Origin of the sequence: Rhodospirillum centenum SW (genome assembly GCF_000016185.1) — a bacterium.
In the GTDB taxonomy this organism is placed as follows: domain Bacteria; phylum Pseudomonadota; class Alphaproteobacteria; order Azospirillales; family Azospirillaceae; genus Rhodocista; species Rhodocista centena.
On record NC_011420.2, the window covers coordinates 3,168,321 to 3,193,621 of the forward strand.

28 protein-coding genes, 1 pseudogene and 1 riboswitch are annotated in these 25,301 nt (G+C 74.3%); of the genes and pseudogenes, 5 read left to right on the plus strand and 24 right to left on the minus strand.

What is annotated here, in order from left to right; genetic code table 11:
* Positions 1-78 precede the first annotated feature (78 nt).
* Positions 79-1,149: an aldo/keto reductase gene (locus tag RC1_RS14765; protein WP_012568234.1), complete on the plus strand. Its 1,071-nt coding sequence runs from the start codon at positions 79-81 to the stop codon at positions 1,147-1,149.
* Positions 1,150-1,181: 32 nt separating this feature from the next.
* The gene (thpR, locus tag RC1_RS14770) at positions 1,182-1,796 is read left to right on the plus strand and encodes an RNA 2',3'-cyclic phosphodiesterase (protein ID WP_012568235.1); all 615 of its coding nucleotides are present in this window, start codon (positions 1,182-1,184) and stop codon (positions 1,794-1,796) included.
* A 24-nt stretch (positions 1,797-1,820) separates the two neighbouring features.
* On the opposite strand, the gene RC1_RS14775 is transcribed toward thpR, so the two are convergent.
* Positions 1,821-2,294 carry a helix-turn-helix domain-containing protein gene (locus tag RC1_RS14775; protein ID WP_012568236.1) on the minus strand — a complete coding sequence of 158 codons (474 nt, stop codon included), beginning with the start codon at positions 2,292-2,294 and terminating at the stop codon, positions 1,821-1,823.
* On the minus strand, positions 2,278-2,661 hold the full coding sequence (locus RC1_RS14780; protein WP_148213472.1) for a hypothetical protein: 384 nt from the start codon (positions 2,659-2,661) through the stop codon (positions 2,278-2,280). Before RC1_RS14780 ends, RC1_RS14775 begins: the two co-directional genes overlap by 17 nt.
* A 228-nt stretch (positions 2,662-2,889) precedes the next feature.
* Between RC1_RS14780 and pyrF the strand changes: the two genes are divergently transcribed.
* Together pyrF and RC1_RS14790 are read left to right on the plus strand one after the other, a co-directional pair.
* On the plus strand, positions 2,890-3,621 hold the full coding sequence (pyrF, locus tag RC1_RS14785; protein WP_012568238.1) for an orotidine-5'-phosphate decarboxylase: 732 nt from the start codon (positions 2,890-2,892) through the stop codon (positions 3,619-3,621).
* The gene (locus RC1_RS14790; protein WP_012568239.1) at positions 3,621-4,265 is read left to right on the plus strand and encodes a phosphoribosylanthranilate isomerase; all 645 of its coding nucleotides are present in this window, start codon (positions 3,621-3,623) and stop codon (positions 4,263-4,265) included. Before pyrF ends, RC1_RS14790 begins: the two co-directional genes overlap by 1 nt.
* A gap of 140 nt (positions 4,266-4,405) precedes the next feature.
* On the opposite strand, the gene RC1_RS20280 is transcribed toward RC1_RS14790, so the two are convergent.
* From RC1_RS20280 to thiO, 8 genes and pseudogenes are all read right to left on the minus strand, one after another.
* Complete coding sequence (locus tag RC1_RS20280) at positions 4,406-5,461, minus strand: hypothetical protein (RefSeq protein WP_012568240.1); 1,056 nt, start codon at positions 5,459-5,461, stop codon at positions 4,406-4,408.
* Positions 5,462-5,580: 119 nt separating this feature from the next.
* Positions 5,581-6,567, minus strand: a complete 987-nt coding sequence (gene meaB, locus RC1_RS14800; RefSeq protein ID WP_012568241.1) for a methylmalonyl Co-A mutase-associated GTPase MeaB — start codon at positions 6,565-6,567, stop codon at positions 5,581-5,583.
* A gap of 204 nt (positions 6,568-6,771) precedes the next feature.
* Positions 6,772-7,968: an acyl-CoA dehydrogenase family protein gene (locus tag RC1_RS14805; RefSeq protein WP_012568242.1), complete on the minus strand. Its 1,197-nt coding sequence runs from the start codon at positions 7,966-7,968 to the stop codon at positions 6,772-6,774.
* Between the two features lie 130 nt (positions 7,969-8,098).
* Positions 8,099-8,254, minus strand: a complete 156-nt coding sequence (locus RC1_RS22250; RefSeq protein WP_012568243.1) for a hypothetical protein — start codon at positions 8,252-8,254, stop codon at positions 8,099-8,101.
* Positions 8,255-8,330: 76 nt separating this feature from the next.
* Positions 8,331-8,789 (minus strand): annotated as a pseudogene (locus tag RC1_RS14810) (thiamine phosphate synthase); the annotation flags it as partial.
* 11 nt (positions 8,790-8,800) lie between these two features.
* The gene (gene thiG / locus RC1_RS14815) at positions 8,801-9,577 is read right to left on the minus strand and encodes a thiazole synthase (protein ID WP_012568244.1); all 777 of its coding nucleotides are present in this window, start codon (positions 9,575-9,577) and stop codon (positions 8,801-8,803) included.
* Positions 9,578-9,635: 58 nt separating this feature from the next.
* Positions 9,636-9,848, minus strand: a complete 213-nt coding sequence (gene thiS / locus RC1_RS14820; RefSeq protein WP_012568245.1) for a sulfur carrier protein ThiS — start codon at positions 9,846-9,848, stop codon at positions 9,636-9,638.
* Entirely contained in the window at positions 9,845-11,050 is a 1,206-nt protein-coding gene (thiO, locus tag RC1_RS14825; protein ID WP_012568246.1) for a glycine oxidase ThiO, read from the minus strand. The genes thiS and thiO overlap by 4 nt, the downstream gene beginning before the upstream one ends.
* A gap of 2 nt (positions 11,051-11,052) precedes the next feature.
* Positions 11,053-11,155: riboswitch (TPP riboswitch) on the minus strand.
* Between the two features lie 949 nt (positions 11,156-12,104).
* Here thiO and RC1_RS14830 point away from each other — a divergent pair.
* Positions 12,105-12,326, plus strand: coding sequence for a BrnA antitoxin family protein (locus tag RC1_RS14830; RefSeq protein WP_012568247.1), 222 nt, complete (start codon positions 12,105-12,107; stop codon positions 12,324-12,326).
* Between the two features lie 31 nt (positions 12,327-12,357).
* On the opposite strand, the gene RC1_RS14835 is transcribed toward RC1_RS14830, so the two are convergent.
* The 14 genes from RC1_RS14835 to RC1_RS14900 all read right to left on the minus strand — a co-directional run bounded on the left by RC1_RS14835 (position 12,358) and on the right by RC1_RS14900 (position 25,292).
* Complete coding sequence (locus tag RC1_RS14835) at positions 12,358-12,846, minus strand: 3TM-type holin (protein WP_012568248.1); 489 nt, start codon at positions 12,844-12,846, stop codon at positions 12,358-12,360.
* Between the two features lie 69 nt (positions 12,847-12,915).
* Entirely contained in the window at positions 12,916-13,422 is a 507-nt protein-coding gene (locus RC1_RS14840; protein ID WP_012568249.1) for a cell wall hydrolase, read from the minus strand.
* Positions 13,419-13,757: a hypothetical protein gene (locus RC1_RS14845; protein WP_012568250.1), complete on the minus strand. Its 339-nt coding sequence runs from the start codon at positions 13,755-13,757 to the stop codon at positions 13,419-13,421. The genes RC1_RS14840 and RC1_RS14845 overlap by 4 nt, the downstream gene beginning before the upstream one ends.
* A gap of 17 nt (positions 13,758-13,774) precedes the next feature.
* Complete coding sequence (terL, locus tag RC1_RS14850) at positions 13,775-15,310, minus strand: phage terminase large subunit (protein ID WP_012568251.1); 1,536 nt, start codon at positions 15,308-15,310, stop codon at positions 13,775-13,777.
* A gap of 14 nt (positions 15,311-15,324) precedes the next feature.
* The gene (locus RC1_RS21150; RefSeq protein WP_012568252.1) at positions 15,325-15,846 is read right to left on the minus strand and encodes a hypothetical protein; all 522 of its coding nucleotides are present in this window, start codon (positions 15,844-15,846) and stop codon (positions 15,325-15,327) included.
* Positions 15,847-15,864: 18 nt separating this feature from the next.
* Complete coding sequence (locus RC1_RS14860; RefSeq protein WP_012568253.1) at positions 15,865-18,267, minus strand: glycosyl hydrolase family 28-related protein; 2,403 nt, start codon at positions 18,265-18,267, stop codon at positions 15,865-15,867.
* A 92-nt stretch (positions 18,268-18,359) separates the two neighbouring features.
* Complete coding sequence (locus RC1_RS14865; RefSeq protein ID WP_012568254.1) at positions 18,360-18,995, minus strand: HipA N-terminal domain-containing protein; 636 nt, start codon at positions 18,993-18,995, stop codon at positions 18,360-18,362.
* Positions 18,992-19,297 carry a helix-turn-helix domain-containing protein gene (locus RC1_RS14870; RefSeq protein WP_012568255.1) on the minus strand — a complete coding sequence of 102 codons (306 nt, stop codon included), beginning with the start codon at positions 19,295-19,297 and terminating at the stop codon, positions 18,992-18,994. The genes RC1_RS14865 and RC1_RS14870 overlap by 4 nt, the downstream gene beginning before the upstream one ends.
* A 200-nt stretch (positions 19,298-19,497) precedes the next feature.
* Positions 19,498-20,031 carry a hypothetical protein gene (locus tag RC1_RS21855; protein ID WP_012568256.1) on the minus strand — a complete coding sequence of 178 codons (534 nt, stop codon included), beginning with the start codon at positions 20,029-20,031 and terminating at the stop codon, positions 19,498-19,500.
* Complete coding sequence (locus tag RC1_RS14880; protein ID WP_012568257.1) at positions 20,031-21,947, minus strand: phage tail protein; 1,917 nt, start codon at positions 21,945-21,947, stop codon at positions 20,031-20,033. Before RC1_RS14880 ends, RC1_RS21855 begins: the two co-directional genes overlap by 1 nt.
* On the minus strand, positions 21,944-22,540 hold the full coding sequence (locus RC1_RS14885) for a phage connector family protein (protein ID WP_012568258.1): 597 nt from the start codon (positions 22,538-22,540) through the stop codon (positions 21,944-21,946). The genes RC1_RS14880 and RC1_RS14885 overlap by 4 nt, the downstream gene beginning before the upstream one ends.
* Positions 22,541-22,629: 89 nt before the next feature.
* The gene (locus tag RC1_RS14890) at positions 22,630-22,863 is read right to left on the minus strand and encodes a hypothetical protein (protein ID WP_012568259.1); all 234 of its coding nucleotides are present in this window, start codon (positions 22,861-22,863) and stop codon (positions 22,630-22,632) included.
* Positions 22,864-22,988: 125 nt separating this feature from the next.
* Positions 22,989-23,807 (minus strand): phage capsid protein, encoded by an 819-nt coding sequence (locus RC1_RS14895; RefSeq protein WP_012568260.1) that lies wholly within the window; start codon positions 23,805-23,807, stop codon positions 22,989-22,991.
* Positions 23,808-24,083: 276 nt separating this feature from the next.
* Positions 24,084-25,292 (minus strand): hypothetical protein, encoded by a 1,209-nt coding sequence (locus tag RC1_RS14900; RefSeq protein ID WP_012568261.1) that lies wholly within the window; start codon positions 25,290-25,292, stop codon positions 24,084-24,086.
* Between the last annotated feature and the right edge of the window lie 9 nt (positions 25,293-25,301).

A 25,301-nucleotide genomic window follows, 5' to 3' on the forward strand; every position in this document is an offset into this window, starting at 1 on the left:
CATTAACTCAAGGTGCCGCCGCCGGCGCGCCCTGCCCATCGCCGTCCCGCCGCCGATCCCACCGGACAGAAGACCCCCATGGACTATCGCCGACTTGGCCGCACCGATCTGACCGTGTCCGCCGTCTGCCTGGGCACCATGACCTGGGGCGTGCAGAACACCCGCGAGGAGGCCTTCGCCCAGATGGATCTGGCGCTGGACCGCGGCGTCACCTTCTGGGACACGGCGGAGATGTATCCCGTCCCGCCCGGTGCGGCGACCTATGGTGCCACCGAGAGCATCATCGGCGACTGGTTCGCCAGCCGCGGCGGGCGCGACCGCATCGTGCTGGCGACCAAGGCCATCGGCCGGGCGCCGGGCGGCTTCGGCTGGGTCCGCGGCGGCACCGCCCGGCTGGACCGGGCCAATCTGGTGCAGGCGGTGGAGGACAGCCTGCGCCGGCTGCGCACCGACCATATCGACCTCTACCAGCTCCACTGGCCGGACCGGCCGGCCGACCGCTTCGGCCGCCGCGCCGCCGCCCATGCCGCGGGGGACCCCGAGGCCCCGGCCGAGACGCCCATCGAAGAGACGCTGGAGGCCCTGGCCGGGCTGGTGACCGCCGGCAAGGTCCGGCATGTCGGCGTCTCCAACGAGACGCCGTGGGGCGTCATGACCTTCCTGGCCGCGGCGGAATGGACGGGGTTCCCCCGCATCGTCAGCATCCAGAACCCCTACAACCTGCTGAACCGCACCTTCGAGGACGGGCTGTCGGAGATCGCCGGGCGGGAGCAGGTGGGGCTGCTGGCCTATTCCCCGATGGCGGCCGGCACGCTCTCGGGCAAGTATCTGGGCGACAACGGCTGCGGCGGGGCGCCGCCACCGGGCTCGCGCCGCGCCATCGACCCGCGCCGCTCCCGCTACGACAATCCGCGCGGCATCGCCGCGACGGCCGCCTATGTCAACATCGCCCGCCGCCACGGGCTGGACCCGGCGCAGATGGCGCTGGCCTTCGTCCATCGCCAGCCCTTCGTCACCGCCACCATCGTCGGGGCCACCTCCATCGACCAGTTGACGACGGACCTGGACGCCTTCGGGATGGATCTCCCCGCCGAGGTGTCGGAGGAGATCGGACGGGTCCACGCCGCCAACCCGAACCCCTGTCCCTGACGCCCGTCCCCACCCCTGACCGGGAGGCGCCGATGATCCGCCTGTTCGTCGGGCTGCCGCTGCCGGAGGCCAGCCGCGACCGCCTCGCCCGCCTGGGTCCGGGCTTTCCCGGGGTGCGCCGGGTGCCGCCGGAGAACTTCCACCTCACCCTGCGCTTCATCGGCGAGGTGGACGAGGGCACGGCGCAGGACATCGACGCCGCGCTGGACCTTGTCACCGCCCCGCCCTTCCCGCTTATGCTGGAGGGGCTGGGCCAGTTCGGTCGCGGCGGCCGGCCGCGCGCCCTGTGGGCCGGGGTGGCGCGCAGCGAGGCGCTGGCGCACCTGCGCGACAAGGTGGAATCCGCCGTCGTCCGCGCCGGCCAGCCGGCGGAGGAGCGCCGGTTCATGCCGCATGTCACCCTGGCGCGCCTGACGGCCGAGGCGCCCGCCCACAGGATCGGCCGCTTCATCGCCGAGAACGGCCTGTTCCGCGAGGGGCCGCTCCCGGTGGACCGCTTCGTCCTGTTCGAGAGCGTGCTGGGCAAGGGCGGCAGCATCTACCACGAGCTGCGCAGCTACCCCCTGGGCGGCTGGCGGCCCGACGATGACGATGATGATGACGGCGACGTTGAACAGGGTGAGGACGGGGCGGACACCGGCGGGTGAGGGGACGGGCGCTGCGGCCGGGCGTCAGGGGTGCTCCGCCGCCACGCGCCAGGGGCCGCCGTCCCCGCCGGTGGCCGTGAGGGTCACCACCTCGCCCCGGATCGCGGCGGTCCGCCGGGCCGTCTCGGTGAAGGACTGGGCGCTGCCGGCATGCTCCAGGAAGAGCTGGCGCAGGGCGCGGTCCTCCGTCGGCGGAATCCGGGTGCGGGCGCGTTCCCAGCGGGCGACCGACTGGGCATCCTTGCCCAGCAGCGCGGCCAGCCCCTCCTGCGTCAGGTCCATCAGGCCGCGCAGGAAGCGGACCTCCTGACCCGTCAGGTGGCGGCGGTGGCGGACGACCGCTTCGGCGATGGCCCGGTCCAGGGCCGAGGCGTGCTCGACCATCACCGCCGGGCCGTAGGCGGTCTCCTCCCGGACGAAGCCGCCCTCCAGCCAGACATAGTCCAGCCCGCATTCGACGTAGTGGTGACGGGTCCCGGTCTCAGCCGCCGTCGTCATTGTCCTGTCCTTCCCCGCGCTTGCCGCCCGCGCCGCGCCGCGGTCGGCGCCCGATCCTGTCCCAGCCATAGCCGGTGATGACCAGCACGTTCCGTCCGGGGATCAGCACACCGGCGACCTCATGCCGCTCGCCCTCGCGCAGGCGCCGCATCGTGAACTTCCAGCCCTCCGGCTCGCGGATGTCCGGTGAGGGGCCTTCCCGGACCACGCCATGCAGCAGGCACTGCCGGATCTGTTCCCGCGTCAGCGGGAACTTCCCGGCCCCGGGCTCCCGGTTCCGCGCATGGCGGAGCAGGAGAAGCCGATCGGCCTCCGCCAGGAAGCGTATCTGGGCGCGTGCCCGCTCCGGCGTCATGGAACCCGTCATGATGATAGGTCGGGGGGCTGGGGGAATCAAGCGGCCAACCCGTCATGATGACGGGGTGCCTGCGGGCGTGATGGCAATAGTACGCGAAAAAATAACAGGACTGAACGCCCTATGGGTGCATCGCCCCCCTTTCCGCCGGCGGGGCGCATTGACGGCTGGGCGGCGGCGGGCGGGCGCGCTACCTATAGGGGCCCTCCCTGTAGGGACCCGTTGCCTGGAGCCGCCGCCATGACCCCCGAGACCCGATCCCCCCGTGCCGACCGCATCTTCGTCGCCCTGGACACGCCCGGGGTGGCGGCGGCGCGGCAGTTGGCCGGGCGGCTGGCCGGCTCGGTCGGCGGGCTGAAGCTGGGGCTGGAGTTCTTCGTCGCCTGCGGGCCGGACGGCATCCGGGCCGTGACCGAGGATGCCGGCCTGCCGCTGTTCCTGGACCTGAAGTTCCACGACATCCCGAACACGGTGGCGGGGGCCGTGCGCTCGGCCGTGCCGCTGCGGCCCGCCTTCCTGACCGTGCATGCCTCCGGCGGCCGCGCCATGCTGCGCGCCGCGGCGGACGCCGCCGCCGAGGAGGCGGAGCGGCTGGGCGTGCCGCGGCCGAAGCTGCTGGCCGTCACCGTGCTGACCAGCCTGGGCGCCGACGATCTGGCCGCCGTCGGGCAGGCCGGCCCGGTGGAGGACCAGGTGGCCCGGCTGGCCGAGCTGACCGCCGAGGCCGGCATCGACGGTGCCGTCTGCTCCCCCGCCGAGGTGGCGCCGCTGCGCCGGCGGCTTCCCCCCGGCTTCACCCTGATGGTGCCCGGCATCCGTCCGGCCTGGGCCGCGGCGGGCGACCAGAAGCGGGTGATGACCCCGGCCGAGGCGGTCGCCGCGGGCGCCGACCATCTGGTGATCGGCCGGCCCATCACCGCCGCCGCAGACCCCGTCGAGGCGGCGCGGCGCATCGGGGCGGAGCTGGGCTGATGCCGGTCCAGGTCAAGATCTGCGGCATCAACCGGCCCGACGCCCTGGCCGCGGCCGTGGCCGGCGGTGCGCGCTATGTCGGGCTGGTCTTCTACGAGCGCTCGCCCCGGCATGTGGCGCCGGAACTGGCGGCCGAGCTGGCCCGGCAGGTGCCGACCGGGGTGCGGGTGGTGGGCCTGTTCGTGGACCCCGACGCGTTGATGCTGGAACGGGTGCTGGGCAGCGTGCCGCTGGACCTGATCCAGCTTCACGGCGAGGAGACGCCGGAGCGGGTGGCGGCGGTGCGCGCCGCCCATGGAATCGAGGTGATGAAGGCGGTGAAGGTGGCCGGGGCCGCCGACCTGGACCGCGCCGCCGCCTATGAGGGCGCCTGCGACCGCCTGCTGTTCGACGCCAAGGCGCCGAAGGGCGTGGCGGCGCTGCCGGGCGGCAACGGGCTGAGCTTCGACTGGACGCTGCTGGCCGGCCGCACCTGGGCCCGGCCCTGGATGCTGTCCGGTGGCCTGAACGCCGGCAATCTGGCCGAGGCCGTGCGCGCCACCGGCGCCACGGCGGTGGACGTCTCCTCCGGCGTGGAGGACCGGCCCGGCCACAAGGACCCCGCCCTGGTGGCCGGCTTCCTGGCCTGCGCCGCCGCGCTGTGAGGGCCGTAAGGGACGTGCCGTGACGGCGGGGCTGAGCCGTGACGGGGCCGCGCTGGACGGGCGCCGGAACGGAAACGGCCGCGGGGGTGCCCCCGCGGCCGCAGTCGCTCTCCGATGCTCCGGGTCCGGAGCGACGGCCCTCAGGTCGGGCTGGACTGGTTCGGGTTCTCCGCCGGCGGAGCCACCGGCTGCTGGTTCTGCGGCGGGGTCTGGTTCTGCTGCTGCGACGTCTGCTGCTGTGCGACCTGCTGCGGGTTCTGCCCGGTCAGCACCGCGTTGAGCTGGGCGGCGTTGCCCGGATTGGCCTGGGCCAGCGCCGCGGAGCTGGCGGCCTGATTGACCGTCTGGGTCACGCTCTGGGCGGCCTGCGGCGCCACCGCGGCGACCGCCTGCGAGGAGACGGCGGCGACGGCGTTCGCCAGAGTCTGCACGGCCGCGGCCGGTGACGACTGGTAGACCACGGGATTGGTCACGATCTGGGCCACGCTGGTGGCGACGGTGGCGACCGTCTGCGGGGCGGCCTGCTGCACCGACGGCTGGGCGGCGACGCGGGCGGCGGCCGTGGCGACCTGGAGTGCCTGCGCCGGCGCGGCCTGCTGCACGGCGGGGCTGTTGATCGCCTGCACGGCGGCGGCGGTCACCTGCGCGGCGGCGGCCGGGTTCGTGGCGACGATCCGTTCCGCCGCCGTCACGGCCTGCGCCGCGATGCTGGCCGTCAGCGTCGCATTCCGGGTGGTGGCGGCGACCTGCATGGTCGCGGCCGCGACCTGGGCCACGGCGGCGGGGGCCACCTGCTGCACCGCCGGCGAGACGAAGATGCGGGCGGCCGCGGTGACGACCGATTCCGTCTGCTGCGGCGACGACTGCTGCACCGACTGGTTGCGCACCGTCTCCACCGCCGCGGCGGCGACCTGGATGGCCGCCTGCGGGTTGGTGGCGATCATCTGCTCCGCCGCGCTGATGGTGGAGGCCGCCAGCGTCGCGGCCCGCTGCGGGTTGCCGCCGGACAGCGTGTTGATGACCTGCTGCACCTGCTGCGCGTTGCCGCTCAGCACGGCGGCGCGCAGGGCCGGCGGCAGCGCATTGACCGCCGCCGCGTTCTGCTGGGCCTTGGCCTGCGGCGCCAGGGCCACCATCGGCAGGGTCGGCAGCAGGGCGCCCGCGAAGAGAAGAGCAAGGATACGGTGCCTGGTCATGCTGGAGCCCCTAATCGAAGGAAGGCGACAGCGCCCGTAGCCGGCTGCGCGTCCGCTTTCTATTGAGGTATCTCTGCAACCATAGACCAGTTTCCCATCCGCGGGGAAGGGCAAAGGGATCAGCGACTCCGGAATCTCTCCAGAAGGCTGCGTGCCGCCGTCCCCGGCGTGGCCCGGCCGGCCGCGACCCCCGCCTCCAGCTCCGGCAGGGCGGCGGTGACGGCGGGCTCCGCCAGGAAGGCAGCCAGCAGGCTCTCGCGGATCTCGCTCCACATCCAGGCGCGGGCCTGCTCCGCCCGGCGTCTCCGGATCGCCCCCGAGGGGTCGAGCGCCGCGCGGTAGGCCCCCACCGTGTCCCAGACCTCCGGGATGCCGCTGCGGGTGGCGGCGGAACAGCTCAGCACCGGCACCCGCCAGTGCGGGCTGGCCGGACGCAGCATGGCGAGCGCGTGCCGGTACTCGGCCACGGCGCGGCGGGCCGCGGCCAGCAGATCGCCGTCGGCCTTGTTGACGACGATCAGGTCGGCCAGCTCGACGATGCCCTTCTTGATGCCCTGCAGCTCGTCGCCGCCGGCCGGCGGCAGCAGCAGCAGGAACAGGTCCACCATGTCGGCCACCGCCGTCTCCGACTGCCCCACCCCCACCGTCTCCACGATCACCACGTCGAAGCCCGCCGCCTCCACCAGCAGCATGGCCTCGCGCGTGCGGCGGGCGACGCCGCCCAGGGTGGTGCCGGCGGGCGAGGGCCGGATGAAGGCGTCCGGGTGGCGCGACAGCTCCTCCATCCGGGTCTTGTCGCCCAGGATGGAGCCGCCGGTGCGCTGGCTGGTCGGGTCGATCGCCAGCACGGCGACCTTGTGCCCCTGGCCGATGACGTGCAGGCCGAACGCCTCGATGAAGGTGCTCTTGCCGACGCCGGGCACGCCGGTGATGCCGATGCGGGTGGAGCGGCCGGTATCGGGCAGCAGGTCCGCCAGCAGCGCCTCCGCCGCGGCCCGGTGGTCGGGGCGGGTGCTCTCCACCAGGGTGATGGCGCGGGCGAGGGCACGGCGCTCGCCGGCCCGGATGCGGGCGGCGAGATCGGCGGCGACGGCGGGCTGGGACATGGTCGGGGGCGGTGGGAGGCGGGACGGGAGAACCCGGGGCGGGACGCCGCCGGGCGGGACCCGCGACCTTACCGCCCCGCCGCCCGCCCCGCCACCCCCGGAGGAGGGGCGGGGAGCGGTGCGACGGCGCTGGCGGCCCCTACGTGTGCCGGCGCTACAGGCCCCTGCGCCTGAGGGCGCTACAGGCCCCTGCGCCTGAGGGCGCTACAGGCCCAGGATCTGCTTGGCGATGATCTCCCGCTGCACCTCGGCGGAGCCGCCGAAGATGGTGGTGGCGCGGGCGTTCAGGTAGGCGGCCGCGGCCGGGGCGGCCCAGTCGGGGCCGACCGGCGCCTCGTTGGTGTCGCCGCGCGGCGTGCCCCAGGGCAGGGCGTAGAGGCCCGCGGCCTCCACCGTCAGTTCGGTGACGAGCTGGCGGACCTCGCCGCGCTTGACCATGACCGGGCTGGCGCCGGTGCCGATGCGGCCGGTCCGCTCGGCCTCCGCCATCAGCCGGGCCTCCATGGCCTCCAGCGTCAGCGCCTCCAGTTCCGCCTGCACCAGCCTGGCGTGGAAGGCGGGGTCGTCGGTCAGCCGGCCGCCGCCCGCTTCCTCCGCCGCCGCCAGCCGGCGCAGCCGCTGCACCGCCCGGCGGAAGCGCACGCCGGCCAGCCCGCCGCCGCGCTCATGCTCCAGCAGGTACTTGGCGACGGTCCAGCCCTGGTTCTCCTCGCCCACGCGGTTGGCGACGGGCACCCGCACCTCGTCCAGGAAGACCTGGTTGACCTCGTGGTCGCCGCCGATCAGCAGGATCGGCCGGACGGAGACGCCGGGCGAGCGCATGTCGATCAGCAGGAAGCTGATGCCCTCCTGCGGCTTGCCCTGGTCGCTGGTGCGCACCAGCGCGAACATCCAGTCCGCGACATGGGCGCTGCTGGTCCAGATCTTGGTGCCGGTGACGACATAGTCGTCGCCGTCGCGCACGGCGCGGGTCTTCAGGCTGGCGAGGTCGGAGCCGGCGCCCGGTTCCGAATAGCCCTGGCACCACTGGTCCTCCGCCGCCAGGATGCGGGGCAGGAAACGCTGCTGCTGGTCGGGACGGCCGAACCTGATGAGCACCGGCCCGATCATGCGCGGCCCGAAGGGCGAGACGGGCGGGGTGTCGGCGTCGGCGCACTCCGTCTCGAAGATGTAGTGCTGCGCCGGGGTCCAGTCGGTGCCGCCGAACGCCGCCGGCCAGTGCGGCGCGCCCCAGCCGCGGCGGTTCAGGATGCGCTGCCACTCCCGCCCGATCTCCGGGTCCGGCACGACGGCCGAGCTGCGGCGGTAGGCGGCGACCAGCGCCGGCGGCAGCTCGGTGCGCAGGAACTCCCGCACCTCCTGCCGGAATGCCTCCGGATCGACCGCGTGATCGAGCGGCATGGGGTCCTCCTCCCGGTTGGTTCGCTGTCGTTCTGCGCGACGCAGCCGGCAGGATGCGGCCGCCCCGCCGCCCCGTCCAGGGCGGGGGCGGGCGGGGTCCGCGCAGCGGGCAGGCACGGGAGAGGGGAAGTCAGGACGCGGCGGCGGCCCAGGCGGCGACCAGGGCGCGGGCCTCGGCGGCCGGGTCGGCGGCGCGCATCGGCCCGCCCATGACGGCCAGCCCGGCCGCCCCGGCGGCGCGGCAGTCCCCGGCGCAGCCGGCATCCACCCCGCCCAGCGCCAGCACCGGAACGCCCAGGGGCCGCGGCCTCGCGCACGGGCCCGAAGCCCAGGGCGGGGCCGTAGCCGGGCTTGCTGGCGGTCAGCCGGACGGGACCCAGGGTCACGTAGTCCGCCCCCGCCGCCGCAGCGCGGGCCACACCCGCCCGGTCGTGGCAGGAGACGCCGACCAGGGCCGCCGGCCCCAGCGCCGCGCGGGCCGCGGCCACGTCCGCATGGGGGCCGTCCGGCAGGTGCAGCCCGTCGCAGAGGCGGGCGGCGTCCAGGTCGGCATGGACGGTCAGCACCGCCCCGTGGCGGCGGGCGACGGGCAGCAGGGCGGCCAGCAGATCGCGCCGGGCGGCCGGGTCCAGGTCCTTCTCCCGCAGGCTGGCCCAGCGCAGCCCGCCGGCGAAGGCGGCGTCCAGCAGGGCGGGCAGCGGCAGCCGCGCCTGGGCGCGGTCGGTGATCAGCAGCAGCGGCGGGGAAGGCAGGGAGCGGCCCGGGAGGGGGCGGTCAGGCGGCGGGCGCCCAGCACGGGGCCGCATGGTCCGGGACCCCATGGCCGGCCGGCTCAGGAGCTGACGAGGCCCAGCTCGGGGCTGGACGGCTCGGCCCGTGTCCGCTTGGCGATGCGCCCGGCCCGCCGGGCCAGCCGCCCGGCCTCCACCCCCGCCCGCATGGCGGCGGCCATCATCACCGGGTCCGTGCTGCGCGAGACGGCGGTGTTCAGCAGCACGGCGTCGCAGCCCAGCTCCATCGCCAGGGCGGCGTCGCTGGCCGTGCCGATGCCGGCGTCCAGCACCACCGGGACGGGGCTGCGGGCGCAGATCGTCTCGATGTTCAGCGGGTTCAGGATGCCCAGCCCGGTGCCGATCGGCGCCCCCAGCGGCATCACCGCGGCACAGCCGACATCGGCCAGCCGGCGGCAGACCACCGGGTCGTCGGTGCAGTAGGGCAGCACGACGAAGCCGTCGCGCACCAGCTCGTCGGCCGCGCGCAGGAGCTGTTCCACGTCGGGGTACAGCGTCTCGCGGTCGCCGATCAGCTCCAGCTTGATCCAGGGCGTGTCCAGCGCCTCGCGCGCGAGCTGCGCGGTCAGCACCGCGTCCTTCACGGTGGCGCAGCCGGCCGTGTTCGGCAGCAGCCAGACCTTGCCGGCCACGAGGTCGAGCAGGCCCTCGCCATAGCCCGAGAGGTCGGCCCGGCGGACGGAGACGGTCAGCACCTCCGCCCCGGAGGCGGCGAGGCTGTCCAGGAACACCTGCTGGTTCGGATAGCCGGCCGTGCCGAGGAACAGGCGGGAGGCGAAGGACCGGCCGGCGATGGTGAGGAGGTCGTTCTGGCTCATCCGGGTCTCGCTCGGGATACGGGAAGCGGGGAACGGGCGGGCGGGGAGAGCGGCGGGCTCAGCCGCCCTGCATGATGCGGACGATCTCGACCGCGTCTCCCTCGGCCACCGCCGCCTCGGCCCAGCGGCCGCGGGGCAGCACGGCCCCGTTCACCGCCACGGCGATGCCGCGGGCGGCGGGGTCGAAGCCTTCCCGCGCCAGCAGGTCCAGCAGCGGGCCGGCGGCGTCCGGCCGCGGCCTGCCGTTGACGGTGGTCACGCCGGCGCTCATGCCGGCACTCCCGCCGGCATCGGGCTGGCAGCGGCGGCCGCAGGGGTGGCGGCGAAGCGGTCCAGGCCGAAGGGCTGCATCAGCGGGTCCACCCGTCCGGTGAGGATGAAGCCGGCCACGAGGTCGGCGGTCACCGGCGTCAACAGGATGCCGTTGCGATGGTGCCCGGTCGCCAGCACCAGCCCGTCCACGCCCGCGACCGGGCCCAGAAGGGGCGCGTCGTCGCGGCTGCCGGGGCGGAAGCCGGTCCACATCTCGGAGATCCGCAGCTCCTCGATGCCGGGCAGGGTGCGCCACGCCCCCTCCAGCATGGCCAGCACGCCGCCGGCCGTGAGGCTGTCGTCCCAGCCCTTCTCCTCGGTCGTGCCGCCGATGATCAGGGTGCCGTCGGCGCGCGGGACCATGTAGCACTTGGGTGCCCAGAGGACGTGCCGCAGCAGCGGTGCCGCCGGGTCCATGGCGACGGAGAGGAGCTGGCCCTTCACCGGACGCACCGGCGGCACCGCCGCCGCCGGCAGCCCGGCGATCTGGCGCGACCAGGCGCCGGCCGCCAGCACCACGATGTCGGCCGTGTGCGCCCGGCCGCCGACGACCACGCCGCGCACGCGGCCGGCCTCGGCGTCCACCGCCTCGACCGGGCTGTCCTCGTGCAGGCGGCCGCCGGCGCGCTCGAAGGCGACGCGCAGGGCGGCGGTGGCCCTGCGGTTGTCCACCTGGTTGTCCAGCGGGCTCAGCACGCCGGCGACGGCGCGCGGCGTCAGGAAGGGCTCAAGCTCCTTCACCTGCGCCCCGGTCAGCCAGTGGCTCTCGATGCCCAGGCCGCGCTGGAACTGGTGGTTGACGCGCATCACCTCGACATCGTCGCGGGTCAGCGCGACGATCAGCGTGCCCTCGTCGCGCAGCCCGACCGGCTGGCCGCTGGCCGCCTCCAGCTCGGCGGCGAAACCGCGCCAGCGGCTGCGGCTCTCCAGGCAGAGCGGCAGCAGGCGCTGCTCGCCCGGCTCGGCCTCGGCGCCGGCGGCCAGCATGCCGGCGGCGGCATGGCTCGCCCCCTGGCCGGCCCGGCCCTTCTCGAAGATGTCCACGCGGCAGCCGGCGGCGGCGAGGCGCCAGCCGATGGCAAGGCCGATGATGCCGCCGCCGATGACGGCGACGGACGGACGCGCGCCGGCTGCGGGCGCGGCGGACAGGATGGTGCTCATGACGGTGCTGATGGTGACCTCCCTTCGCCGGCATGACCCGGATCAGGTTCGACGGGTGTGATCTCAGCCGGGGGCGGATCTCCCCGGCACCCCCGGGTTTGACGACCCCCTCTCTGGCGCGGCCGGCGCCGGATGCAAGGGGGTGCGCGAGAGGGTGGGGGAGGGGGCGGGCGACGCCGCGGGGGCAATATCCGATGGAGACAAGCCGAGGTGTCGGCAGATTTCACGGCCAGGTGGCGGACAAAATTGAGTCCAAATTGCCTGGATTCCGATTTATCCTAGCAGCCGTTTCGCAACGGGTCGCCTTCCGTGGACGTTCGTGAAGTTATAAGGCTGCTGACGACAAACGACAACCGACCGGCCAGGGTTTGCCGGGTTTCGGAGGCCGTGCGCTCTGTGATGAAGGCGGGAACAGCGGCCGTCTGGATTTCGGAATACACTTTAAGAAAGCAGGCGCTGCGTCATCCCGATTTGCTTCTAGAGCACTATGAACACTTGGCTTGCGTCATTGAAAATGGAGAGTTTTTTGCGGACAATCGAGGTATAACAATAGTGTATGATGCCACCTTGACAACGGGGTATTGGTATAAGGCGTGTCTTAAGGTGACGAGATGTACCAACGAGATATACGTAACTAGCTTTCATAAGGCGCGCACATCCGACATCAAGGCCATAAAGCGGAAATGCACAAAGATTGCTGCCTGAGCTGAAATGAAAAAGGCGCCTTGGGCAAGGCGCCTTTTTCTTAGCTTCCAGGGAGGGGCCTGCTCGCACCCCCAATCTGCTCCCGTTCGTGCCCAAAATTCTAATGAACGGTGCTACGGTTAGCAGTTGGCCTAAGCCGCACTCTTCACGAGGTTTTACCGCGTCCCCTGGATCTATCCGTACAGATATGCACTGATCTTGTCTTCGTCAAGGAAAAACGTAACCATTTGAAATCAATGGTATATTTTTCGTCACAGACATCGTCTCGCTTGGTTTTCCCCATTTTCCACATACCGGACCATTCAACCCAGCCGCGCTAAATCGCACCAACTTCCGCAAATCAAAACTCATGCAGAACAAATTCGACCCGGACGACGCGCCGGACCTGTCCGCCCCGGAGTGGCAGCGGAAGTTCGCCCAGGCCCGGCGGGGCCGCCCGCCCGCCCAGGCCCGGCCCAAGGTCGCCACCAGCCTCCGCCTCGACGCGGACGTGGTGGAGCGGCTGCGGCAGGACGGGCCGGGCTGGCAGACGCGCGCCAACGCGCTGCTGCGGAACGCCCTGGGGCTCTGAAGCAGCGGCCGCAGGGCGCCCGCGGGGCGCGCTAGCGCGGCTTCTTCTCCTCCGAGCGCTTGTAGACATAGATGCCGAGCACGCCGAGGCCGACCGACCAGATGGTGGTGAGGCTGGCCAGCGCGGCGACGGCGCCCGCGGCGGCGGGGGGATCGGCGATGGTGATCCAGGCGACGGACCCCATCTGCGCCCCCCAGGTCACGGCCATGATGTAGCCGAAGGTCGGGCGCATGCGGCGGACATAGGCGTCCTGCGAGGCGGCCTCGGCGCGCAGGCTGGCGTTGACCTCGCGCAGGGTGGTGCGGGCCTCGTCCGATTCCAGCTCGGCCATCCGCTCGACATGGCGGTTGGCCTCGGCCACCTGCTCGGGCGTGATGGCCCCGGCGCCGATCGAGGTGCCGACCTCGGTCAGCGCCTCGGCGGCGGCCCGGGCCGCGGGGTGGTCGATGCGGGCAAGGCCCTGGCCCGCCGCCTGGACGAGCAGGGGCAGGCCGAGTTTCGCAAGAAGGGCGGGGATCATGGGCGGACTCCGTCGGGGGCAGGGGGGGTGTGCAGGGGAGTGGGATCGGGGGCGCGGGTCAGGCCCGCGTCAGCCGATGTCGCGGTAGAAGAGGTGGCGGCCGATCTCCGCACACGGCGCCCGGCCGGCCGCCCAGGACGGCGTGATGCCGCCGTGGTGGTAGTGGGTGGCGCCGCCGGTGGGGTCGCCCAGCGTGCCGGCCACGGCGCGGCGGGCGATGCGCAGGGCGGCGGCGAAGGCCGGGTCCGCGGCCGTGACGGCCAGCAGCCGGGGCCGGTTCGGGTCGCCCTCGTTCCAGCAGGAGAACTGCCAGGGGGCGCGGCAGACCTCCGCCACCGTGCGGCCCCACCAGCGCACGCGGCCGGCGCGGGCGGCGGCGACGCGGTTCATCACCACGGCGGCCACCGCCTCCATCCCGCGCACGGACTCGCCGCGCGCCTCCCCCCAGAGGGTGCGGGCCAGCACGTCCACCGCGTCGCCGCCGGGCGGCGGATCGGGCGGTTCGGGCATGAGACGGGGCCGGGCAGGGGCGCCGGCGGGGGTGCCGGCACCCGTGATCTCCGAGGGGCCGGTCATGCCGCACCCCCGGTCCCGCGGGCGGCGGTCCCGCGGGTGGCGGCCGCACGGGCGCCGTCCAGCTTCGCCTCGATGCGCAGCAGGTGGTCGGTCAGGCGCTGCTCCACCTCCCGCAGCGTGCCCAGGGAGGCGTAGGTTTTCGCCACCTCCAGCTTGTAGGCGGCGAGCGCCTCGCGCATCTGCACCGAGGTGGCGTCGATGCCGGCGCGGGCGCGCTCCAGGGCGGCGTCGGCATCCTTGCGGACCTTCAGGATCAGCCAGAACAGCCCGCCCAGCGCGGGCAGGTCGATGGCGGTGATCCACCAGGCCAGGTCCAGGCCCGTGGTGTCGGTCATGGTCGTGCGTCTCCGGATCAGGGGTCGAAATCGGTGTCGGCCAGGAAGGGTTCGGTGCCGCCGCCCCAGCCGGGGGCGCGCGGCGGCGGCGGCAGGCGGGGCAGCCGGGCCGGGCTGGCGAGAAGCGCGCCGGCCGCGGCGTCCAGCCCGTCGTCGTGGCCGCCGCGCCCGTCCGGGCGCCAGTCGCGCATCTCCCGCACGAAGGGCGTCTCCCAGACGGAGCGGTGGGCCGCGAGCATGCCGGCGGCGAGGCGGGCGTCGAACGCCTCCAGGATGCGCAGGGCCTTGGGCCGGCGGCTGGTCTCCTCCAGCACGGCGCAGGCGAGCCGGCGCCGGGCCAGGGTCTGGCGCAGCAGCCCCGGCAGGAAGCCGCCGATGCCGTTCGTCTCCAGATGCAGGGTGGCGAGCTGGAGCGCCTCCACCAGGTCTGCCACCTGCCGGCACTGGTCCTGCGCCGGTTCCGTCCCCTCCGCGGCGCGGACATAGAGGACCCGGTGCAGGTAGGCGCGGCCGTCGGCATCGCCGAAGACGACGGCGACGACGCTGCCGTCGCCGCGCCCGCCACCGCCCTCTCCGCCCCCGCCGGCCCCGCTCTCCCCGCCGGCGGCGGGGCGGCCCAGGGCGGGGTCCCACCAGGCCCGCGCGGTCAGCAGCCGCCGGCCCTCCAGGGTCAGCACCGGGCGGCCCTGCACGCTGCGGATGTCGGGCTCGGCCGCGTAGGGTCGCAGCCGGTCGGGGTCGAGCCGGCCGGCGGTGGCGGGCCGCGGCGTCAGCAGCATCTGCGAGAGGAACTTGGCCGGGCCGGCGCGGCGGCGGATGCGCTCCACCACCTCCGGCCCGAACCGCTCGGGCCAGAGATGCAGGCGGGCGCCGTCCGGCCCCTCGCGGTAGACCGGCAGCTCCAGCCGGGCGTAACCGGCCAGGAACGGCTCCCGCTCGCCCAGCTCGGGCCGCGGCTCGCGGGCGTAGATCGAGTACCAGGTGTGCGGCGTGCCGATGTAGAGCGAGGTCCCGCCCGGCGCCAGGACGGAGGCGATCTCCCGCAGCCGGGTGCGCAGCTCCTCCCGCTTCGGGGCGGTGTCGCAGGTGTTCGGCACCTCCACGTCGTCGCAGACGACAAGGTCGGCGTGGCTGCCGGTGAAGTTGCCGCCCACCCCCTGCGCCGCCATGGAGGGGTCGCGGCCGACCAGGGGGCGTTGCAGGGTGAACGCCTCCGCCCCCCACAGCTCCCGCTTCTCCGGCTTCAGCCCGGCGCAGAGCGGATGGCGCTCCACCACCCGCTTCACGGTGCGGACCATCTTCTTCGCCAGGGTCAGGTCCGCGGCCAGCACCAGGATGCGGCAGTCGGGATCGCGGGCCAGCCGCCAGGCGCAGTAGAGCCCGACGATGCTGGACTTGCCGCTGTCGCGGAAGGCCAGCAGCAGCAGCTCGCGCCGGCCGCGGGCCAGAGCGTCCTCCAGCCAGTCGGCCATCTCCAGATGCAGGTCGGGGGTGCCGCGGCCCTGGAGATGGTTCCAGAGCGCGAGGAACTCGGTGAAGCGGACGGGCGGCATGGCTCTCCTGCGGGTCAGCTCGTGTCGGGCGGGTCCGGCCCGGCCGGATCCGGGGCGGGAGCGGTGGGCGCGGGCTCAGCGGGCTCTGCGGGGTCGGCGGGCAGGGGGCCGGCGCGGCGGGCGCGCCAGGCGGCGACCTCGGCGCGGGAGTCGGCCATCAGCCCGGCCAGCCCGCCGGGCTGCTCCGGGCCGCCCGCCGCCGGCGCCGGGGGGGCAGCGGGGGTGTCCGGCGGCGGGTCTTCCGGCGGGCCATCCGGTGATGGGCCGTCCGGTGATGGGGAATCCGGAAGGGGGACGGTCTCCGGGGCGACGCGCTGCGACAGCCGCACCAGCGCGTCCAGCAGCGCCACCCCGGCCTTGCCGGCGGCGCACCAGTCCTTGAAGGCGCGGGCGTCGGGCATCCCGTCGTCCGCGTCCGCGGCCGGTCCGGCCTCGATGAAGGCGGCAACATGCCGGCAGCCCACCGGCAGCAGCCGGGCCAGGGCCGCCGGCAGCAGGCCGGGCGGCGGGAGATCGGGCGTCGGACGGTCGCGCATGGCGGGGCTCCGGTCGGATCAGGCGGAATGGCGGGACAGCAGGTGCCAGGCGGCGCCGTTGCAGACGGCCGTCAGCGCCGCGTGCTGCGCGGCCAGCGTCTGTGCCGCCCCGTCGGGTCCGCTCCCGCCGGAACCGTCCCCGGCGGAACCGTCCCCGGCGGCGGTGACGCTGACGGGGTTGGGGCCGGGATCGGTCTTCTTGACGGAGACGACGGCGCCGGCATGGGCGGCGGCCGGGGCGGGCAGGCGCACCTCCACCGGGCCGGCGAAGGCGCTGACCAGGTAGATGTCCGCACCGAGGTCGGCCTCCAGCAGCCCCGCCGCCTCGTGGAAGCGCACGGCGGCGCGCGGCCGGGCGGTGCCGGTGACCAGCCATTCCGCCCCGTTGCTGAAGACGGTGACATGGTCGTAGCGCCGGCCCAGCAGCCAGGACCGCCCCTCCGGCCCGCCGCCGCCATCCGTCGTGACGGTGACGGGGGCGGTGCCGTCGTCGGACTTCTTCACCGTCAGCCAGCGGCCGGCGGCCTGGGGATCGCCGGGGGCGGGCAGGCGCACCTCCACCGCCCCGCCGGCCGTGCCGACCAGATGCAGCCGGCGTGTCGTGTCGGGCCGGTAGAGACCGGGTCCGTCATGGAACCAGGCGTTCTCCGGCAGCAGGTTGGAGCCGGTCAGCCACCAGGTGGCGCCGTTGGAGACCAGGGTGGCGACGTCGTAGCGGTTGGCCAGCACGACCTCCCGGTTGTCGGGGCCGGGGCCGCCATCCTCGGTGATGCGGACGGGGTTGGGGCTGGCGTCGGTCTTCTTCACGGTGACGACGCGGCCGTTCGCCGGGTCGGCCGCGGGCAGGCGGAACTCCACCGGCCCGCCGAAGGCGGAGACGAGGTAGGTGGTGGACCGCAGGTCCGGCTCCACCAGCCCGCCCGCCGCGGGTTCGACATAGTCGGTGTCGAGCTGCAACCCCTCCAGCCGCAGGTCGGTGATCCAGGTCTTCTTCAGGAAGTTGCGCGTGGGATGGCCGGCATTCACGGCGGTGAAGGCGCGGGTCTCCGCCGGGTCCCAGATCGGCTGCCCGGCGGTGGCGCTGAACAGGTTGACGATGCTGGTGTCGCGGCTGCCGTTGTCGATCCGGACGCCGGGCAGCGCCCCCAGGCTCTCGGCGTAGAAGTTCACGATCAGGGTCTGGTCCGTGGCGGCCCCCAGGCGGAAGCACGCCTCCCCCGACGGGTGCAGGTTCGCCTCGCAGTCCACGAAGCTGTTGTTGAAGCGCGCCGCCGACAGGAAGAAGCCGCAGCCCTGGATCGGCGCGCCCAGGGAATAGACCCGCACGTCGTGGAACTTGTTGGCGTTGGGCGTGTCGCCCGTGCTCTCCACCGTCAGCAGCACGCCGTGGAGCTGCTGCCGGGCGCAGAGCACGCGGGCGACGTGGTTCCAGTAGCAGGGCCGGTCGGCATCGGCATGGCCGTCCAGCACGAGGCCGATCAGCGTGTCCCAGACGGAGACGTTCTCCACCACGTTCTTCACGCACGGCCCGTCGCGGCCGTAGAGCTTGATCCCCGTGGCGCCGCCGACGATGCGCAGGTCGCGCAGGGCCGCGTAGCCCTCCACGATCTCCACGGTGTTGAAGGGGCTGTCGTAGCCGGGCACGGCGGCGGCGTCGAACGGTTCGGCCCGCGCCTGGATCACCGATCCCTCGCCGACGCCGGACAGGGTCTGGCCGTAGCGCAGCGTCAGGGTGCCGGAGATGCGGTAGGCCCCGGCCGGCAGGTGGACGGCCCGGTGCGCCGCCAGCGCGGCCCGGATGGCCGCGGTGTCGTCCGCGATGCCGTCGCCCACGGCGCCGTAGTCCTTGGCCGAGACGCTGTCGCGCAGCTTGTCGGGCAGGCTGCGGGCGACGGCGCCGGCCCCGGCCTGCACGGTGGCGGGCAGCGGCGCCGGCAGCCCGGCCGGGTCCAGCGCCACCGGGTTGCCCTCGGCGTCGAAGCCCAGGACGCGGCCGGCGCGGACCCGGCGGTCGGGCAGCAGGGCGCCCGCCGGCAGGTCGGTGCCGGCATAGCGCAGCATGCGCTCCTGGTCGGCGGCAAGCTGCTGGATCTGCGCCGTCAGCCGGTCGAACTGTTCGTTCAGGCTGCGCGCGGCCAGCGGCCCGCTCTCCTGGAAGTCGGTCAGCCGCTCCACCGCCAGCCGGCGCTCCAGCGTCACCAGCACGCCGTCGGCGGGCGGCACCGCGAAGGTCACCGCCCCGCCGCCCGCGGCCCCGATCCCGGCCACGGCATAGCCCTGGTCCTGCGGGGCCGCGTCCAGGAAGACCTTCAGGTCGCCGGCGGCGAAGATCGGGAAGGCGAAGACGAAGCGGGTGGTCTGCCCGTCCGCCCGGTACTGGACGCGCGGGCTCACCGCGGGCACGGGGATGTGCTCGGTCATGATGGCTCCAGGATGTGCAGTGAGGTCTCGCGCTCCGCCCCTCTGTCAGGCCGGAGGGTGCCGGGTCCCGGACAGGGCGGACGGGTCCGGGATCACGTCCCCCGCATCGCGCGGCGGCGTGCCTCGATCCAGTCGGGCAGGGTGGTTCGCAGGCGGTCCAGAACGGAATGGGTGAGGCGCTGGTCGGCCATCTTGTCGGCCGTCTCCTCCAGCGCCGGCGGGACGCGGTCCAGCAGCGCGGCGATCCGGTCCTGCACACGGTTGCCGCCCATCGCCAGCGCCGGGCCGAGCCGGCGCCCCTGGGCGGGATCGGCCCGCAGTGCCCGCAGCCGGGCGGCGATGTCCGCCTCGTCCAGCCAGTCCACCTCCAGGGGCCGGGGCTCGCGGATCGCTGCCAGACGGTCGGGGCGGACGATCTGGACGGCACCGGCGCAGTCCTCCCCGACATGGCCGAGGAGGGCCAGGACGTTGCGCGGGGAGACGCCGAACCGCTGGCCCCAGCGCTGGAGCACCGCCTCGTTGTCCGGCAGCAGCCCCCAGAGGAAGTTGGCGACGGCCTCGCCCGCATGCTCCTCCCGGTCCCGGGGCAGCGACAGGGACAGGGCCGCGACGGGTTGCCCCCGGTCGTCCCCGTGCGGCTCCCGGTAGCGCAGGACGCAACGTCCCTTCCGGGACGACAGCTCGCCGATCTCCGTCCCGGCGAGTAGCACGCTCAGCGGCCCGTTCACGGCGTCCTCCGGCGGGCGCGCTCAAGGACCGCGTCCAGGTCGATGTCCGCGGCTGCGGGCGGTGCGCCGTCGGGGGCGGAGTCCCCCTCCCCGGCCCCGGCGTCGAGCCGGAGGGCGAGGTCGAGCGCCGCCAGGGTCCGCAGTACCAGACCCAGTTCCGCCCGTGGCCGGCCCTGCTCCAGGCCGATCAGCCAGTCGCGGCTGACGCCGGCCTTCTCCGCCAGGGCCCGCTGGCTCAGGCCCAGGGCGCGGCGGCGGCGGCCGATCGCCGTGCCGAGGTCCTTCGGGGTCAGGACGCGCATGGTCGTCGCCTCCGGTCGGGGACGGTCGAGCGGTGTCGACGGTCGTCCGCATGGGAAAATGTCGACGAGCGTCGACCTGGTGTCAATGTCGACGCTCGTCGACCACGTACCAATGTCGGCGTTCGCCGACGGCGTTCCAATGTCGGCATTCGCCGACGACGTACCAATGTCGGCATGCGCCGACGGGAGATCTGTCCGCGTCAGGAATAGCCGCGGGCGAGGCGTTGCAGGCGTTGGCGTTCGGTCAGTTCGGACAGGTCCAGCAGGTTGCGCCGGTAGGCGGCCCGGGCCTCGTCGTCCAGGGCCTTCAGGCGCAGCGCGTCCAGGCTGCGGGCGGTGGCGTCCTCCTCCGCCGCCTCGCGCACGAGGCCCAGCAGGATCGCCTCGCCCGAGCCGTCGGCGGCGGAGATGCCCTGGCCGCCCAGCTTCGCCCGCTGCCGGCCCACGGCCCGGCGCAGCGAGCGCTGGCGCCGGGTTTCCGCGGCCTGCGCCTCCACGGCGATCTGCCGGGCGCGGCGTTCGGCGTCGGTGCGGCGGGTCTCCGCCTCCAGGTCCTGCGCGGCGCGGAGCTGCGACAGTTCCACCGCCTGACGGTAGTCCAGCAGGTCGTCCTCGCGCCGGCGGCGCTCGTCGCCGTCGTCGTCGCCGCCGTCCAGACCCAGGGTGCGGGCCGCGGACTTCACGGTCCGCACCGTGCCCAGGGTCGCCAGCACGGGCGTGGTCAGTCCGGCCATCAGTCGTTCACCTTCAGCTCAAGGGTTGCGGACAGCAGCGTGAAGGGCAGCGGGCGGTCCTCCTCGATCCGCCAGAGCGGCCGGGTGCGGTCGTGCACCCAGCCCAGCGCCGCCAGCCGGCGGTCGCCGGTGAAGGGCGCCGCCGGGCGGCTGGAGAGCGGCGCCTGATCCATCCGGCGCAGCGGCACCTCCACCATGCCGCGGCCGAGATCGGCCCGCAGCGCGGGGGTGGCGGCCACGCGGAAGGTCACGGCCAGCGGGCGCAGGGCGCGGCCCTGCCCCTCCGGCGCCAGGGCGTTGGGCGGCAGCGGCCTCCACCCGGTGGGTTGTAGGGCAGGCCCGGCGGTGACGATTCCCGGGCCGGCCGGTCCAGCCGCAGCCGCCTCGGCTTCCACCACCGCCGGCCCCGGCAGGCAGCCGTCCGCCACGATGGCGACGCGCCGGCCCTCCAGATGCGACAGGCCCGACCAGCGCGGCGTCGGCGGGTCGGCCAGGCCGGACAGCGCGCTGTCCAGGGCGAGGCCGTCCTCCCACTGCTCCAGCATCCAGCGGCCCTGCCGCTCCACCAGCCAGTGGACCTCGCCGCGCACGACGGCGAGGGAGCGGACGGCGCCGTCCGTCTCCAGCCGGGTCCAGCCGGTGACCTGCTCGGCCCGGTCCAGCGTCAGGGCGGCGACGCCGCCGTCCGCCTGCACCGCCAGCAGCAGCCGGCGGCCGGGGTCCACGTCCAGTTCCACCGGGGCGCGGCAGAGATGGCCGGCGGCCAGCGTCAGGTCGGTGGTGCTGTAGCTGCTCTCCAGGTCGGTCCAGAGGAACTCCCGCACCGCCCCGTCGCGGCCGGCGAACAGGGTGGCCCCGTCCACCTCCCGCGCCGGGATCTGCCGGCCGGGACCGCTGCCGACCCGGCTCTGCCGGTCCAGCCGCACCTCCTTCGGGGTCAGCGGCTCGCCGGTGACGGCCCATTCCGCCCCGGTGGTGAAGACCTGCAGGTGCCGGCCGGAGAAGACCTGCCGGATGGCGTTCACCTGGTCGGACAGGATGGCGAACTCGATCGCCTCGTCGTCCTCCCCCTCGCCCGGATCGAAGTCGAACAGGTCGCCCGAGCGCGACAGCCAGAGCCGGTTGGGCAGGTCGCGGCTGCCGCCGATCACCAGCCGGTCCTGGTGGAAGCAGGCGCTGACCGGCCAGCCGCGCAGGGGGGAGAAGGCGGGCTCGTCCCAGTCGATGGAGGGCTCCGCGTCCGGCACATCCTCCAGCAGGTCGATCTCCGCCAGGGTGGGGGAGCGCACGGCCACCACCAGCCCCTGGCGCCGGCGCAGCCGGAACGGCCGGCCGGCATGTGCGCCGTCGAACACCGGGGCGGAGGCGCGCACCCGGACCCGGCCGCGGGTGCCGGAGGGGGTGAGCGTCACCGCGGCGTCGGCGAAGCGGTGGAACGGAAGCCGCTGCAGCGCGCGACCGTCCGCCGTCTTTACCGTCGAGAAGCGCCACGCCTCGCAGCGCCAGCGCCGGTCGCCGCTGCGGACGATGCGGCGCGGCGGCACGTCGGGGTGGCAGACCAGCAGCACGTCGGCCGACTGGGTCCAGGCGAGCTGGGCGAGCTGCCCGGCGGTCCAGGGCGTCTCCAGCACCGCCTCGGTCGCGCCGTCGCGGAACACCTCCAGCCGCCGGTCGGTGAAGGCCAGCAGGTAGGCCTGCTCGGTGTCGAAGGCGAAGGCGGCCAGCCGGCCGGGGCCGGGCAGGGTGGCGAGATAGGCCGTGCCCGGCCGCCGCGTCACCCCGCCGGTCGGCAGGATCAGCACGTTGCGCAGGGCGAGCGCCCCCGTCTCGTAGCTGCGCAGGTCGCCGCGGCCCAGCAGGTCGGGCGACAGTTCGCCGCCGGTGAAGGCGGCCTTGACGCTGCGGAGACGGGTCATGCCCCGCCCCCGCCCTGCCGGGCCTCGATCAGGGTGAAGTCCTCGAAGCGGTCCTGGCTGTCCTGCTGCGTGTCGATCAGGCGGGCGCGGCGGAATTCCGCGTCGGCCAGTCGCCACAGCATCTCCGCCCGGCTGGAATTCTCCGTCAGCGGCAGGCAGAACTCCGCCGCCAGCCGGGCGATCAGGGCCTGGTCGAAGAAGGGCGGGAAGCTCTCCTCGGCCGGGCGGTGCAGGTAGGTCAGGATCACGGCGTCCGCATCGGCCAGCAGCGTGCCGCCCTGGATGCGGTACTCCAGCCCCCGCATCCGCCCGCCGCGCCCGGCCGACAGCGCCCGCAGGAAGCCGTCGGGCAGGGCGAAGGCGTGCGCCGGCCCGGCCACGGCGGTGCCCTGGGGCGGGTCGGCCAGCCGGGCCAGCCCGGCATGCAGGGTGGCGAAGCTCCAGCCGTGGGCGGAGAGCAGCGCATCGCGCGTGGGGGCGTAGAGCGCCGCCGCCACCTCCGCCTCCGCCGTGCCGTCGGCGAAGCTGGCGATGCCGGCGGCACCGATCTTCAGGAGCGCGCGGGCGCACAGGCCGATCGCGGTGAGGGCCATGGGGTAACTCCCGGAACGGAGGGCGAGGGGGAGGGGGAGGGGGAGGGGGAGGGAAGGCGGCGGCGCGGGTCCGGTCGGTCCGGGGCCGGTCAGTCCGTATCGCTGGCGCCGACCGGGGTCAGGTCGGACAGGTCCACGATGCCGGCGGTGTTGCTGGCGACGACCAGGAGGCCGGCGGCCGGGGTGCCGTCGGTGTCGGTGTTCGCCAGCAGCATGTCGCCGACCCGCAGCATGTGGCCGGCGGCGTTGAAGTAGCCGCTGACGCGCACCTGGGTGTGCAGGTCGGCGGTGGTGTAGTGCCAGAGCGTGAAGCCGTTGAGCATAGGCCAGCACGCTCAGGTCCTTCGGCAGGAAGGCCATCGCGAGATCTCCGGGGATCGGGGGAAGAGGCGGGGTGGCAGAGGAAGCGATGAAGCGGGGAAGCGGGGGAGAGGGGCCGGGCGGCCCCTCACGCCTCCTTGCAGCGCAGGGTGACGACGCCCTTGGGGTCGATCAGGCAGGCGCCCTGGCTCATCATGTGGTTGACGAAGAAGGCGGCGCGGTCGCCGTGCCAGGTCACGTCGGTGGCCACGTCGGCGCCGGCGGCATGGCCCACGGCGGTGCGGTGGTACCAGTGGCAGAGCCGGACCCCGCCGGTCAGGGTCAGCCCGGAATGCGGCATCCAGAGCGTGCCCAGCCAACGCTTGGCCTGGGTGCCGCGCCAGGGCAGCTCGTCCGCGCCGACATAATCGGCGTCCGCGAATTCCGGCAGGGCCAGGAGCTGGCTCCACTGCTTCCAGCCGACGACGGCGGTGCGCTGGCCGTCGTCCGGCACGTCGGCCGTGCCCAGCATCTCGAAGGCGGCCAGCACCTTGTCGCGGGTCAGCCCGTCGGTGGCGGCCCCGGCCAGGTTGGCGGAGCGGTCCAGCTCGGCGATGATCAGCTCGTCGGTCTTGCGGCCCAGCGCATAGGCGCCGGCATTGGCGACGACGGCGCGCTCGTCGATGTTGACCTTCAGCTCGTCCAGCCGGTCCACCCAGTCGCCGGCGTAATAGTCGGCCAGCGCGCATTCGACATGGGAATGCTCCAGGTTCATCACCGGCACCTTGCCGTGCCGGGCCTTGGTGCTGGCGGCACCGCGGCCGACCACCTGGAACACGGTGGAGGCGCCCTGGACATCGGTCTTGTGGCGCACGGTGGCGCGCAGCTTCGAGCCCATGCGCTGGTAGGATTCGTGGACCTCGCGCTCGAACTGCTTGATGAAGGCCTGGTCGATCGTCGTGGACATCCGGGAATTCCTTCCTAGGGTGCGGGCGCGCGGAAACGGCCCGGTTCCCGGGCCCCCCGGCCAAGGGGACCCGGCCGCGGCGGCGGCGCGACGATGGGTGGAAAAGGGGAAAGATCAGGGGGCTGGGGCCGGACCGGCCCGCCACGGGGCAGGCGCGGTTCCCCGGCCGGACGCCCGCCGGTGCCGTCCGGGCACACGTCGGGCGGTGCTGACCCGGTTATGGGTTATTAATCCTATACTGTCAAGCGGGAACTTGCGGCTTCCGGGGCAGTCCCCTCAGCGGCCGAAGTCCAGGCGGCCGGGGCCGTCGTGGCTGACGGCGGGGGTGCCGTCATAGGCGGCGATGGCGACGTCGCCGATACCGCTCAGCAGGATGACCGGGTCCACGGCGGTGCCGTCGAAGCGGAAGCTGCCCGCCCCGGTGCTGGCCAGCTCGAACGGCCCGGCCCGGCCGGTGGCGACGGCGACGCTGCCGGCCCCCGACTGCACCGCCCGCAGCGCGCCGTTCACGCTGCCGATCCGCACGTCGGCCTTGCCCGGCAGGTTCAGCACCGCCTCCCGCCCCACCGTGGCGACCTGAAGGGTCGCGGCACCGGCGAGGTCGGCGGCCAGCCGCTCCACCTGTCCGGCGTTCACCTGGGCGATGCCGCGCACCTCCACCGCCAGCAGGTCGGAGACGCGGCCCAGGGTGACGGTGCCCGTCTCGGTGACGCGGACGCGGGCGGAGCGCAGGCTGCCCCCGACCTCCAGCGTGCCGCGGCGCAGGGTCAGCCGGGCCGGCGCGTCCAGGTCGCCCACCACCTTCAGGTCACCGACCAGATCGTTGACCAGCAGCGGCACGCCGCGGGGCACGGTGATGTCCAGCTCCGTCGGCGTGTCGGAGGGGCCGGGGCCGGTGATCCAGAGCACGCCGTCGCGCACGTCCAGGTCGTAGCGCCGGCGGCTGTCCAGCATGGTGATCTCGGTCCGCTCGATGCCGGAGCGGACGCGGATGGTGACACGGCCGTAGACGTCCGCCAGCCGCAGCCCGGCCGGCGCCACCGCCGCGGCGGTGACCCGGTTCATCCCGGTCTGCCGGTCCTGCTGGCGGTCCAGCACGGCCACGTCGGCATGCGGGCCGTCCCACGCCTCGGCCTTGGCGACGGCCAGCGCGGCCGCCTCCTCCCCCGCCCGCCTGGCGGCGGCGGTGATGGCCCTGGCGTCCACCCGGGGCGTCGCCATCGGCTGCTGCTCCGCCCGCCCGGCCCTGTCCGCCTGCCCGGCCCTGTCCGCGCGCGGGGCGGCGGGCGGCTCCGGGGCGGTGATCCGGATCTCCAGGCCGGCGCTGCGGCCGTCGCCGCTTCCGTCCGTGCCGCCGTCGCCGGCCAGCACCGACCAGACGACGACGCCCAGGGTGACCGCCACGGCGGCGATGCCGCCGGCGGGCACACCCGGGCGCAGACGGGGACGGACGGGGGCGGATTCCGCCGGACGGTCGCTCCACATGCGGGCCGG